Source organism: Nostoc sp. (assembly GCF_036917635.1).
GTDB lineage: Bacteria > Cyanobacteriota > Cyanobacteriia > Cyanobacteriales > Nostocaceae > Nostoc.
The window spans coordinates 1-12983 of sequence record NZ_JBALCW010000066.1 but is presented as its reverse complement, the minus strand read 5'-3'; the positions used below and the strand labels follow the sequence as shown (position 1 = coordinate 12983).

General features: G+C 42.6%; 13 protein-coding genes and 3 tRNA genes. 8 read left to right on the top strand and 8 right to left on the bottom strand.

From position 1 onward, the window contains the following. Positions 1-336 precede the first annotated feature (336 nt). A complete protein-coding gene (locus V7K32_RS16530) occupies positions 337-603 on the top strand; it encodes a DUF3146 family protein (protein ID WP_334994918.1) in 267 nt (88 codons plus the stop codon). A 181-nt stretch (positions 604-784) separates the two neighbouring features. Here the strand turns inward: V7K32_RS16530 and V7K32_RS16525 are convergent, their stop codons facing one another. The 4 genes from V7K32_RS16525 to ntcA form a co-directional block, all read right to left on the bottom strand. Next, complete coding sequence (locus tag V7K32_RS16525) at positions 785-1234, bottom strand: resolvase (protein ID WP_334994917.1); 450 nt, start codon at positions 1232-1234, stop codon at positions 785-787. A gap of 221 nt (positions 1235-1455) precedes the next feature. Then, positions 1456-2085: a Uma2 family endonuclease gene (locus tag V7K32_RS16520; protein ID WP_334994916.1), complete on the bottom strand. Its 630-nt coding sequence runs from the start codon at positions 2083-2085 to the stop codon at positions 1456-1458. Positions 2086-2087: 2 nt separating this feature from the next. After that, a complete protein-coding gene (locus tag V7K32_RS16515; protein WP_334994915.1) occupies positions 2088-3578 on the bottom strand; it encodes a DUF3084 domain-containing protein in 1491 nt (496 codons plus the stop codon). Positions 3579-3750: 172 nt separating this feature from the next. Next, the gene (gene ntcA / locus V7K32_RS16510; RefSeq protein WP_017652326.1) at positions 3751-4422 is read right to left on the bottom strand and encodes a global nitrogen regulator NtcA; all 672 of its coding nucleotides are present in this window, start codon (positions 4420-4422) and stop codon (positions 3751-3753) included. 382 nt (positions 4423-4804) lie between these two features. On the opposite strand from ntcA, the gene fabI reads away from it, so the two are divergent. The 4 genes from fabI (at position 4805) to V7K32_RS16490 (ending at position 9389) form a co-directional block, all read left to right on the top strand. Beyond that, complete coding sequence (gene fabI, locus V7K32_RS16505; RefSeq protein ID WP_334994914.1) at positions 4805-5581, top strand: enoyl-ACP reductase FabI; 777 nt, start codon at positions 4805-4807, stop codon at positions 5579-5581. Positions 5582-5655: 74 nt separating this feature from the next. After that, entirely contained in the window at positions 5656-6297 is a 642-nt protein-coding gene (hisB, locus tag V7K32_RS16500) for an imidazoleglycerol-phosphate dehydratase HisB (RefSeq protein ID WP_334994913.1), read from the top strand. 153 nt (positions 6298-6450) lie between these two features. Then, the gene (locus tag V7K32_RS16495; protein ID WP_334994912.1) at positions 6451-7434 is read left to right on the top strand and encodes an ABC transporter ATP-binding protein; all 984 of its coding nucleotides are present in this window, start codon (positions 6451-6453) and stop codon (positions 7432-7434) included. 497 nt (positions 7435-7931) lie between these two features. Continuing rightward, a complete protein-coding gene (locus V7K32_RS16490) occupies positions 7932-9389 on the top strand; it encodes an SLBB domain-containing protein (RefSeq protein ID WP_334994911.1) in 1458 nt (485 codons plus the stop codon). A 106-nt stretch (positions 9390-9495) separates the two neighbouring features. On the opposite strand, the gene V7K32_RS16485 is transcribed toward V7K32_RS16490, so the two are convergent. From V7K32_RS16485 to V7K32_RS16475, 3 genes are all read right to left on the bottom strand, one after another. Continuing rightward, a complete protein-coding gene (locus tag V7K32_RS16485) occupies positions 9496-9735 on the bottom strand; it encodes a hypothetical protein (RefSeq protein ID WP_334994910.1) in 240 nt (79 codons plus the stop codon). Positions 9736-9814: 79 nt separating this feature from the next. Continuing rightward, a tRNA-Ser gene (locus V7K32_RS16480) sits at positions 9815-9899 on the bottom strand. A 131-nt stretch (positions 9900-10030) separates the two neighbouring features. Then, positions 10031-10951 carry a TIGR04168 family protein gene (locus tag V7K32_RS16475; protein ID WP_334994909.1) on the bottom strand — a complete coding sequence of 307 codons (921 nt, stop codon included), beginning with the start codon at positions 10949-10951 and terminating at the stop codon, positions 10031-10033. Between the two features lie 149 nt (positions 10952-11100). Here V7K32_RS16475 and nadA point away from each other — a divergent pair, with 149 nt between their 5' ends. The 3 genes from nadA to V7K32_RS16460 all read left to right on the top strand — a co-directional run bounded on the left by nadA (position 11101) and on the right by V7K32_RS16460 (position 12443). Beyond that, positions 11101-12075 carry a quinolinate synthase NadA gene (gene nadA, locus V7K32_RS16470; RefSeq protein ID WP_334994908.1) on the top strand — a complete coding sequence of 325 codons (975 nt, stop codon included), beginning with the start codon at positions 11101-11103 and terminating at the stop codon, positions 12073-12075. Between the two features lie 123 nt (positions 12076-12198). Continuing rightward, a tRNA-Tyr gene (locus V7K32_RS16465) sits at positions 12199-12284 on the top strand. 87 nt (positions 12285-12371) lie between these two features. After that, positions 12372-12443, top strand: a tRNA-Thr gene (locus V7K32_RS16460). Positions 12444-12827: 384 nt separating this feature from the next. On the opposite strand, the gene V7K32_RS28805 is transcribed toward V7K32_RS16460, so the two are convergent. Continuing rightward, positions 12828-12980 carry a tectonin domain-containing protein gene (locus V7K32_RS28805; protein ID WP_442938757.1) on the bottom strand — a complete coding sequence of 51 codons (153 nt, stop codon included), beginning with the start codon at positions 12978-12980 and terminating at the stop codon, positions 12828-12830. Positions 12981-12983: the final 3 nt, after the last annotated feature.

Here is a 12983-nt window from a genome sequence, read left to right as displayed (position 1 = left end):
AGCTAATGCGACTGCCAAGGTTAATCTTTGTTTTATTCGGTTGATGGTTAAGAGGCTTGCTGCACCTTCTTAGATGTCAAATGGGTTCTATAAGGGGAGGGTTAGGGTGGGGTAATAACATTTGACACATCAATCATGACTTTTCAAAGATCCTCTTAAAGAAACTTATTATGTTATGCCCGCGACTTCAGGATACTGGAGTCGTTTTGCTCACTAACACAACCTAGTCAACTATAAATACTCACTTTGTCAGTTTGTCTAATTAAGCTATGTTTGTTAAATAAAAGTAAGAAGCCTACATAATCGGCTGTTATTCTACACTTGACATAAAGCGTTGTGAGTGCTAAAAGACGACTGCCAGAAACCATTGCCCATGTCAGAATTACCCGCCAATCCTGGCAACACGGCTTCCTTGAAGGCGAAGTGAATGCGGGTGAGTTTGAGTGGCATTTCCAGTGGCATTTTCGCCGAGGAGAACTTGCCGTCAAGCCTTCCCAAGGCCGCGCCTTAATCAAAGAACCCCTTGGTCGATTTTTGGAGCAACAAGATTACCAGCTAGAGCCTGGAGGAGATTATGCTTTTACTATTCGGGCGGAACTTTAAAATAATTCGTAATTCGTAATTCGTAATTCGTAATTAAGGTGTAGGTTGGGTTGAAGAACGAAATCCAACATTATCAACCATTTGTTGGGTTGAGCAATAGCGAAACCCAACTTAGTATTTTTCTTAACCCAAGCCTATTGGGTTAAAAGTTATGAGTTAGGAGTTGTGAAGATATTAATTCCTAACTCTTCACTGAATCAGCAGTGAGGCGATTTAAGTATCTTTCGATTAAGAGGATGGCAACAATGTCATCTATCGGTCTTGGTGGCTGTCGCAGACCTTGTGGCAATAGTTTTATTAGCCCTTTGGGTGGGAACATTTGCCAATAGCGATCGCGGGCTTCTAAGGTTGTGTAGCGCTCATCCACTAAAATAATACTCAACGGCTCTGTCAATTCCTGATATAATTGCTGTCTCCACTGCTTGGCTGTAGTTTGGTCGCCCATGACCATCAAAGAAATCGGAAACTTTTGACGCAGTGTCTCAATGGTAGCGATCGCCTCTTTTGCTAAGGCGACCTGATGATAATACAATTGCCGATCCAGTCCCATCACCGCTAAACCACACTTATCTCGACCTGGATCAAACCCCAATATGACTGGTTGCGTTGGTGAAAATTCCCGGAAAGTCATAAGAAATTAAAAATTAGAAATGTTCGCATAGCATATTTTAGGAATAAATGCAATTACAGCAACTATTTTGGCTGCTGTTCAATATGTTTGAATCTTACTAATAAAATTTTACGAGTCGTGATGCGTAGAGCAAGCGTGTTTCCAACTGGGGATATAAGCGAAGGGGGAGTATATCAATCCGTTTATCAATCATCCCACCAAAACAATGCCATCGGAACTTTTTACTCTCTGCTCCCCAAGAGAAAAATTTGGTCAGCTGTCAAATTCAACTCTGTGAACGTTGGGGACAGAATGCGCGAACCTTGCCGAAACTGGCTAACTTGATACTCACCCTCAATCAACTGGTAGACAGAGATAGTCGGCTGCTTGGGGTTGCCAATCAACCCTCGCCCACCTAATGCGGCATAGTCCACAATCCAGTATTCAGGAATACCCATTTCCTCATAGTCAGCAAGCTTCTTGTGATAATCGTCACGCCAATTAGTGCTGACAACTTCAACAATCAATTTTACGCTCATAGCATTCTCAATGATTGACTCACGCTCCCAACGAGGTTCGCTACTTATAACGTCTTGATCTAAAACAATAATGTCCGGCTCATAGCCAGATTTTTCATTGGTAGGCTTGACAATCGATTCTCTGGGAATTGTCCAAATACCCCGCTTAGACATTTGGATGATGGTTAGGACTAATTCTTCTATGAGAAAACCAGTCACAATTGAATGCTTCCCAGTCGGTTTTGGCATCTCGACAATTACCCCATCGTGTAGTTCGTAGTTACTAAGAGAGTTTTCTGGTAGCCACTCGATAAATTTATCGAAGGTTACTTGTAAGGTTTTGACTTGAGTCATATTTAAGTACTAAAAATAATTTGTCCGTTGACTATTGCCACTAATTTTACTCTCAATGGGCCGGCTGTATAAGTGTCCTCTGCTGCGATCGCTTTGATTTCCAATGGTTGATTATACTGTCTTAATTGGCTGACAAAGCGTAAAAAAGTCCCCTCTACTTGCACATCTTCGACAATTCCGGCATTACGGGCCCGAAATTGGGAAGCAGAAATCAGTATTTCTAGTCGCTGCTGTAACTGATAGGATGTCATGGTTTTGGAATCAGCAGTTGTTGTGGCCAGTACTGCGCCTCCCGAAAAAACCAATTGATTTCGGGCTGTATCGGCGAAAAATTCTATCTGCTTTTCTCCCCTGACGTAATTACCAGCCGAAAAAATTCGCACCACGTATTCTTGACCATCGCCAATCGGCTTGCTCAATTGGTCAATCCTATCCTGAGTTACGCGCAGTAGCTCGACATTTGCAGGATTTGCCCCAGGTTCACTTAATTCGACATTAGCGTTGCGATTGGCTTGTTGTAAAAGTTGTACCACTGCCTGACGAGCAGCAGCAGGTTGGGTAACACGAATTACAGCAGCAGCCAGAACTTGACCGCGAACTAAGGCTAGCTTACCTAGACGTAGGTCGCGGTAAGACTGATAATATTTTTCCAACCTGGCAACTTCCATCTCTAGTTGCTCTTGTTGTGCTTCCAATTCTTTGAGGCGCGATTCCCGTGTGGCAATCACTTGCTCTCGCGCTGCTACTTCTAGATTACGCTTTTGAATCAATTGATCGAGTTGGGAGATTTTTTGATCGCGTGCTTCTATGCCTTCTTGGCGATTGGCAAGTTCGCGATCGCGTTTTTCAATCGCTGTTTTGGCTTGGTTAATAGCTTTTTTAGCTTCAGCGTACAGTCGTTGACGTTCTGTCTTCAGTAATTCAACTGCCGCCTGTAGCTCCTTTCTCTGATTGTAAACGCTTTGCAATTCAGCTATAGCTTTTTGGTACTGAGGTACAACCTGTTCTAGCTGCCCTTGAGTGCGTTGGAGTTGAGTTTGAGTTTGAGCCTGTTGACTAATGGTGCGGTTCAACTGAGCTTGTGTTTGGCGTTGTTTGGCATTGGCCGCCTGCAAATATTGATTAATTACCTGTAAATCTTGTTGTGCTTTTGTTTGAGCAATTCTTGCTTGGTTTAGCTCACTCTCTACCTGACTTTTTTGAGTTTCTGCGGTTTTTAGCTGTTCCCGCTTCTGTCTGAGGTCTGTTTGAATATCTTCTAATTCAAAGACTCCCTTTCGCAAGCCTTCGTCGGCAGCGAATAAAATTCCTAAAGTTGATGCTGAAATCAAACCACCCGTAAAAATAGTTACTAGTACAGCAGTATTTTTTGGACGAAGGTTAAAAAGTGAGAGGCGGGCTTTGCCAACTCGTGTGCCGATGCGATCGCCCACGGTGGCAATTACGCCTCCCAGAATTAAAATTGCTGCGATGAGGATGTATCCGGTGGTCATCTTTAGCTACCGAAATCCTTCCAGATACAGCCTACTACTTTTAAGCATTGTCTGGAAAGAAGTGGAAATTGGCAATAGCTGAAAATACTCAATTTTAGATTTACCTCTAGCTATTAGTGTCATTTTTCAAACAAAATAGAACACGCGCCGATTCCCCTTTCTCCAATTGATTTTATGTGAATTGCCTACTTAAGGTAACAGGTTTATGCACAGTAATCTTCTTTTTGTGAATAGAAATCATCTTTTTTTCCCGCAAATCCCCTAGTAGCCTAGTAACAGTAACACGAGTTGAACCAATTGCTTCTGCGATCGCTTGATGAGATAATTTCAAATCAATTGTGATCCCATCTGCACAAGGAACTCCAAAATCCCGACAAAGAATTAGCAAAAAACTCACCAACCTAGAACCCATATCTCGGTGAGCGAGAGTTTCAATCATCATCTCTGTTTGTAAAATGCGCGAAGATAGACCTCGCAGCATTAACATTGATAATTCTGGATTTTCCTTGAGTGCTTGCTCTACCTGTTCAATTGGTGCTGACAGTAATTCCGCAGGCGTAAATGCAACCGCATGATAAAACCGATCCGACTTATTTCCCGTCAGCAATGACAATACACCAAAAACACTATTTTCCCGCAGCAACGCTACCGTTATTTCCTCTCCTGCCTCGTACACCCTGGAAAGTTTAACAGCACCTTTCAAAAGAAAATAAACTCGTTCGGCAGGATCGCCAGGAAAAAAGATCGTTTTATTGCGTTCAAACGTTTCCACAACTGGCGGAAACGCCCCGGTCGCCATCTGACGAAATACATTTGCTAGGGCTTTATCTTGTGTCACGATCATCTCCCTTCCCCTACCCAATGCCGGAAAAACAAAAACTGATTACCTAAGAATACACCCGAAAAATGAATAAAGCACCGTCAACCTTTCTGTACTTTCCTATACTCAAACTAATCTCTTCATAACTGTTTGTTTATAATGATACATAATTGTTGATCCTTTCAGCTACAACTTGTTGATAAGTACTTCCAATAGCTGTATTCAAAAGGGTTTTTTAAAGAACAAATAAAGTTATTTTGGGAATATCTTTAGGAAAAATCAAGATTTTTACACGCAGCAAACACTCTTACCAATATTCATTTTTGCAAATCCTGTATAAAAGAAAGACAAAACGTGCCTCAGATTCTAGTATGCTCCTAGATGATCGATCGCATTAACAATTTATATGCTAAATCTGACTGGAAAAAATGCTCTTGTTACAGGTATTGCCAATAACCGCTCGATCGCTTGGGGCATAGCCCAACAGTTGCATAAAGCCGGAGCAAACCTGGGTATTACCTACCTGCCCGATGAACGCGGCAAGATGGAGAAAAAAGTTGCGGAATTGGTAGAACCCCTCAACCCCAGCTTATTTCTTCCCTGTAATGTCCAAAATGATGAACAGATTCAATCAACCTTTGAGACAATCCGCCAACAGTGGGGGAAGCTAGACATCCTCATCCATTGTCTTGCCTTTGCCAGCAAAGATGATTTGACTGGAGATTTTAGCCAAACCTCTCGTTCTGGCTTCAACACCGCCTTAGAAATTAGTACCTACTCGCTGGTGCAGTTAAGTGGTGCAGCTAAACCTTTGATGAGCGAGGGAGGTAGTATCGTAACTTTGACATATTTAGGCGGTGTCAGAGCAATCCCTAATTACAACGTTATGGGAGTTGCCAAAGCTGGCTTAGAAATGAGTGTGCGTTACTTGGCTGCTGAACTAGGACCACAAAATATCCGCGTCAATGCCATCTCCGCAGGCCCTATCCGCACTTTGGCATCTTCAGCAGTAGGTGGTATTTTGGATATGATTCATCATGTAGAAGAAGTAGCTCCCCTACGACGCACCGTCACTCAGCTAGAAGTGGGTAACGCTGCCGCTTTCTTATGTAGTGATTTGTCTAGCGGTATTACCGGACAAGTTCTATATGTAGATGCAGGATATGAAATTATGGGAATGTGACGCGATAAAGTTAGGAATTATGAGTTAAAAATTCATAACTCTTAACTCCTAACTCCTAACTCTTTCCACTCCCTATGCAAACAACCAATCGCCAACTTAATTCAAACTACGACCAGTCAACTAAAACCCCTCGGATTGCCACTGTTCAACGCACCACTGGCGAAACCAATGTGCAAGTTACCATCAACCTGGATGGTAGAGGAAGTTGCACAGCAGCAACAGGCGTTCCGTTTTTAGATCACATGTTGCATCAAATTGCCTCCCACGGGCTGATTGATATAGATGTCCAAGCTAAGGGAGACTGGGAAATTGATGACCATCACACCAACGAAGATGTAGGTATTACCTTGGGACAAGCCTTTAACCAAGCACTAGGCGACAGAAAAGGCATTGTCCGGTTTGGTAATTTTCTTGCGCCACTGGATGAAGCCTTAGTTCAGGTAGCGCTAGACTTTTCTGGACGCCCTCACCTCAGTTACGGCTTACAAATTCCTACCCAGCGCGTAGGAACCTATGACACCCAACTCGTGCGCGAATTCTTTGTGGCACTGGTGAACCATAGCCAAATGACACTGCACATTCGGCAACTAGATGGCATTAATTCCCATCACATTATCGAAGCTACATTTAAGGCATTTGCAAGGGCAACCCGGCTGGCGGTGGAAATCGACCCCCGTCGTGCTGGTTTAATTCCCAGTTCTAAAGGGGTTTTGTAAAGCTAGCCAGAATTACTTGCCAGAACTAATATTTTTAGTGTTAATTCAGCTACTCTGTTTGCGATAATTGACACACAGGTTAGTGATGGTTATTATCAGCCTATCGGGTAACTTGTAATTAGTGCCAAGCTGGTAATTAGTAATTGAACCGAGATGAAGTCTGTTGCAGATGACCCTGATTCTCAACTTAATACGGCAGACACTCCGCCAGTAGTCCTGACTTCTGAGTTGCGAAAAGTCTATCGCACTGGTTTTTGGCTAAATCAAAAAGTCGTATCTCTCAAAAACTGTTCTTTAACAGTTTATAAAGGCGAAACCTTTGGGTTGCTGGGGCCAAACGGTGCTGGTAAAACCACCCTTTTAAAATTGTTGCTGGGAATTATTCGCCCTAGCTCTGGACGGGGATTATTATTGGGTAAGCCAATAGGCGATCGCACTATCAAGCAACATATCGGCTATCTGCCGGAAAATCCCTATTTGTATGACTATCTCACTGGCTGGGAATTTTTGCAGCTAGCCGCCGGACTATTCCAAATTCCCCAAAGTGTCCAACGCCAACGCATTCCCCAACTGCTCTCATTAGTAGGTTTATCCCAAGCCGATGCCCGCAAAAAGCTGCTGCGCCGCTATTCTAAAGGAATGCTACAGCGTGTTGGTATGGCACAGGCGTTAATTAACGAGCCAGATTTGGTTTTTTTGGATGAACCGATGTCTGGTCTTGATCCTGTAGGACGCTACCAAATGCGGGAAATTATCCTGGCGCTAAAAGCTGCTGGTAAAACGATTTTTTTTAACAGCCACGTTCTTAGTGAAGTAGAACAGATTTGCGATCGCATTGCCATCCTCGCTCAAGGTGAATTAATTTGCTCTGGTTCCCTCAATGAACTTTTAGGCAAAAACAACACATATCACGTCAAAGGTCAAGGTGGTGACTGGGAAATTCTAAAAAAATGGATACCCACTCTCAGATTTGACCCTGATGGTTCCTGGCAAGGTACACTACAAGACGATTACTATGATTTTCTCGCCAGTCTTCGTCTTATGGAAGGTAAAATTATTGCCATGAACTTGTCGCGTTACTCTCTAGAAGAGTTTTTTATTCAACAAATCCAAAGCAAAAATAACTCGCTTAATTAATCTTGTTGGTAAATAGTAAATTTTGGGCTGTCTTGAGCAACAAAACCCAAAAAATCTGCCTTTTTGAGTTGATCCTTCTCAAGGCAACCCATAAAAAATCAAGTTTCGATCTATTTTTAAGGTTATTTGTATTTATTTGATGAACTTGTTCACAGTTTTGGAAGTTCTAGTAGGTTTTAAATCGCACTAAAATGTTGTAAACTTGACTTTTACAAAAAAAATTATTTGTCAGTGCCTTATTGGTTAACAAAAAATTTATTGGATAAACTGCCCTTAATTGCCTAATTTCTAATAATTTTGATAATTCTTATATTCAAGTTTGCTTAACTTTAAATTAACTTCACTAAAAATTCAAATTCAATCAACAAATTTCCTCCGGAGAACGACACTTTTCGAGGAAAATAAGAGTGTCGGGGAACTTGAATACTTAGGTCTAGTCCAAATAAAAATGTTTAGACAGTACATTATTGATTGTAGTTTCAGAGTCTCAGGTAAATATGCTTAATACAAGTTTCTTTAAATTCCTCACTCAGCCAGTTGTCGGTGTGGCTTTGTTAACTGCTGTCAATGCCGTTGTGGCATTTGCCAGTCTAGCTCAGGGACAACCAGTACCACGAGCAACAGCAACACAATTAGATACTAATTATTCATTAGGAGGCGGCGATCGCATCCGTGTAAATGTATTTGAAGTACCTGAATATACAGGTGAATATCAAATTCCCCCAGGTGGAGCAATCAACTTACCTTTAATTGGCAGTGTGCCAGTCCTCGGTCTAACACCTGAACAGGCTGCTGACGAAATTTCTAGAAGATATGCTCGCTTCCTCAAACGTCCCTTGATTTCAGTCAATTTGTTATCGCCTCGTCCCATCAATGTTTTCGTTGCTGGAGAAGTGACACGTCCAGGAGCTTACACTCTCAGCTTGAGCGGAGGCGCGGGAGACAATCCAGGCGTACAATACCCCACTGTATTAGCCGCATTGACAACAGCACAGGGGGTAACCTTGGCTGCGGATGTGAGTCAAGTTCAATTAAGGCGTAAAATAGGACGCTCTTCAGAGCAAACCGTCACCGTCAATTTGAAGGAACTCATCCAAACAGGCAGGCTATCACAAGATATTACCTTGCGGGATGGAGACACTATAGTTGTGCCAACTGCAACCAACTTCAACGTAGCAGAATCCCGCAATATATTTGCATCTAACTTTGCTGCCAGCCAAACCACACCCCGCACGGTAACAATTATCGGTGAAGTTAACCGTCCCGGTTCGTATCTTGTTACCTCAGGTAACACAGATGCACAGGGGGGGGGCGCAACTACTAATAGTGGCACTGCTTCTCCCTCCGGTCTACCAAATGTGACGCGGGTAATCCAACTAGCTGGGGGAATTACAGCACAGGCTGATATTCGTAATCTCAAGCTACGCCGACCTACAAGAACCGGCTCACAACAAGCTATAGATATCAATCTTTGGCAATTATTGCAGAGTGGTGACGCCAATCAAGATATTATCGTGCAAGACGGAGATACGATTGTTATTCCGACAGCAACTGAAATCAACCCCGCAGAAGCCACTCAATTAGCTACCACTACTTTATCTCCTTCACGCATTCAAGTTGGTGTAGTAGGCGAAGTTAAAAAACCAGGGTTAACAGACGTTCAGCCGAATAGCTCTTTAAATCAAGCTATACTCGCTGCTGGAGGATTTAATGATGCCAGAGCTAGTAGTGATTCTGTTGATTTGATTCGCCTCAACCCTAATGGTTCTGTCACTAAACGTATAGTAAAAATGGATTTCTCCTCTGGGATTAATGAGCAAACTAATCCCATACTCCGCAATAACGATGTTGTGGTAGTCAACCGATCTGGCATAGCTAAGACTGGTGATACCGCAAACACCATAGCTGGTCCTCTAGGTGTTATATTTAGTATTTTGAGGGTATTCGGACTCTAGTTTAAAATACAGATGTGAATTGGGGGCGTTGGTCAAATCTCTCCGTCCCCAAAATTGCACTATTTATCAGTCAAGGCTCAATAGTCAAGAGTTAATATAGCCCTACTTAATCATTTGTGAGAGACAAAAAGTTGAAAAGCTTATAGATAGGTATTGGTAATCCAAATTTTTTCCGTACTTCTTGTACAGAAATAACATTACTAGCTTTCCTATGCATTAGTCTAGCTTCAACAGTTTGCCGAACATAAATTTGGTACATCAAATCATCCCATGTGGAATTTTCTGGCAACTTGTCAATCAATTTGTGGGCTTCTTCTTTAATATTTAGATTTTTCATAGTAGTCAATCAAATACTGTTTGTGCATCAAGTTGGATATATTGTAGATGCAAAATAGGTGTAGTACTTGATAACAACATTCCTTCAACGGAGAGGGGGAGATTCGAACTCCCGGAGGTTTTAGCCTCATCCGATTTCAAGTCGGACGCAATCGACCACTCTGCCACCTCTCCAGTAAATCTGTCAAACTTGTGCATACCCTACTTTCAGACCCTATTCAGGCGCTTTTGTTAGTTAGCACTAAAGCTGACAGATAATACTATACCCTATCATCTACGCAGATTGCACTACTGGATGCGAATGTCTACGACACACTACGTGAACGCTCATACAAAATTTCCTCCTTAGCCACCTGAAAGTCATTCCCCACCCAAACTAGGGAAACTTGCGAAACCACACCCGCCTCTAGGGTGACAATGGAAAAATTACGCAACTTCTCGCTGTCATTTTCCACAATCCTGGGGACACTAGCCGCATTTAAATAAATTGTCCCCTCTGGACTTCTAAAGATGGGCTTGCGTTGCACCTTCTTGGTATGGCGTAAATCTCGGTGCATGTGACCAAATGTCACCAGAGGAATAGTTTTACCAGCAGTCAAGGCTTGAGAAATCGCCTCGCCCAAATCTGGATCGCCAAAATCGCCGCCAATTGGGTGCCAGTCTTTGCCGCAGGGGTCTTCGGGGCGATCGCCTAACCCACTAGGCCCATTGTGACCCAAAAATATAATTGTCTCATAAGCGGCGCTTTTAACTGCTTTGAAAATGCGATCGGCGGATTCTTCCAAACTCGTCACACCGTAACGTTCTTTACAGATTTGGGCGAATTTCCACTCTGGTCCACCCCAGGTAAAGGGACGACCCCCTACTACAGTTAAATTCCAAGCGGGAAAATCCAACTTACCGTAACCGACATGGGACAAACCTAATAAGTCGAGTTGTTCCTGTACCCAGTCTTCCTTAGAGCGGTCATAAGGAGCCTTTTTGCGTCCCCATTCGGTGGCGGTGTACCAGGCATCGTGGTTGCCCATCACGGCTGCTTTGGGAATATCGAGAGATGCGATCGCTCTGACGATTTCCACCGACTCGTTGCCAAAATCCCCGACAAACAGCACTAAGTCAACACCCAAATGCTTGAGTGCAACGCCATCTTCCACTTCCCATTGGTCGTGAATATCTCCAACTACAGCAATTTTCAGGTTTATCGATTGAGTTTTCTGACTGGTCATGCCACTTTCCTTGCCGTCTATCTCCAGGATATGAAACTCAGCCCGATTTGGACACAACCCCAAAATATCAACCGTCCACTATTTTTGGTAAAAACTACTATAATTGAATCCACAGGACATACATTTGCAACATAAAGCACCCCTAAACTGTGTTTACCACTGCATTAGCTCAACGAGAAAAAACCCAACCGGGTGAACTACCACTCTTATTGTTTGCCGCCATTGAGAGTCTCAAAAAAGAACTCAACGCCGTTATCCTGGCGCATTATTATCAAGAGCCAGATATTCAAGATATTGCCGACTTTATTGGGGATTCATTACAACTAGCGAAAGCCGCCGAAAAAACCAATGCGGATGTAATTGTCTTTGCTGGTGTTCACTTCATGGCAGAAACAGCAAAGATACTTAATCCCGATAAATTAGTACTTTTACCAGATTTGAAGGCTGGTTGTTCTTTAGCCGACAGTTGCCCACCAGAGGCGTTTGCAGCTTTTAAGGCAGCGCATCCAGATCATCTAGTGGTATCTTACATCAACTGTTCTGCTGATATCAAGGCAATGAGCGATATTATTTGCACCAGTTCCAATGCTGTGAAAATTGTAGAACAGATACCAAAAGAACAGCCGATTATTTTTGCCCCAGATCGAAATTTGGGGCGGTATGTGATGGAACAAACTGGACGAGATTTGGTGCTATGGCAAGGTAGCTGTGTTGTCCATGAAACCTTTTCGGAAAAGAAAATTGTCCAGTTGAAAATTGCCCACCCAGAAGCAGAGGCGATCGCACATCCAGAATGTGAAAGTAGTGTATTGCGTCACGCCAGCTTTATTGGCTCCACAGCCGCCTTACTCAACTATTGTCAAAATAGCCCCAGCAAAGAATTTATCGTGGCTACTGAGCCGGGAATCATTCACCAAATGCAAAAGCTAGCTCCTGACAAACGTTTTATTCCTGCACCGCCGATGAATAACTGTGCTTGTAACGAATGTCCGTTTATGCGGTTAAATACCTTAGAAAAGCTCTACTGGACAATGAAAAATCGCACTCCCGAAATTACCATGTCAGAGGATATTCGCCTTGCTGCACTGCGACCAATGCAACGAATGCTGAAGATGAGCATGTAACTAATATTTTTTATCCATAAGGTAGAGACGTGATTCCTTTGCATCTCTACCCACAAATTATTTTTTCTAACTACTTGCAATTTTTAAAATTTGGTGCTAATATTATTAATCGTGAGACAAATCGGGTCGGTGTCCGAGTGGTTAATGGAGACGGACTGTAAATCCGTTGGCTAGCGCCTACGCTGGTTCAAATCCAGCCCGGCCCACCACTTGCGAAGTTATAGGTTATAATCGCTGGGTAAGCATCAAAACTCCCAGCATTGTAACTTACAACTAAAAAACCAAAGTTATATTTCGCCCGTGTGGCTCAGTGGTAGAGCACACCCTTGGTAAGGGTGAGGTCACGAGTTCAATCCTCGTCACGGGCTTTTTAAATTAACGAGATAATCAACGTAAATTCTAGGGTTTCAGAGTTATTAATAGATTTAGATGTTCAAAAGCTAAATCTCTTCCTTGCATTCGTGGCTATTTTGACTATGATTTGGCTATTACTTGAGTTCAACGTAAGAGAAAGTCTGAAAACCAAGCAGAGTAAAGATTGTAGTAATTCGTTCCCAGTCAACCGATTTTCAATAAAAAATCTTATTGATAATTAAAGAAAAAATCAGATATCTTAAGTACTACTCATAACTAAAATGAATTTGTGATGAATTCATTTTAGTTATGTTCAGGCTTTATCTTGCTGGTATTTTATTTTCGTACTAGTCCCTAGCAGTATCACTAGTACAGCAGGTCAAAAGAAAGATTTCGGTCTACTTATATTCCAGGCGATAAATTAGGTTGCTGGGATTGATTCCCCAAACTGCACTATCAGCACCAACTGAAATCTGTGTCAGAACTCCTTGTATTTGTTGAAATCTTTGAGTGCTATTGTTAAATCTATAAATTTGGTTGCTGGGATTGATTCC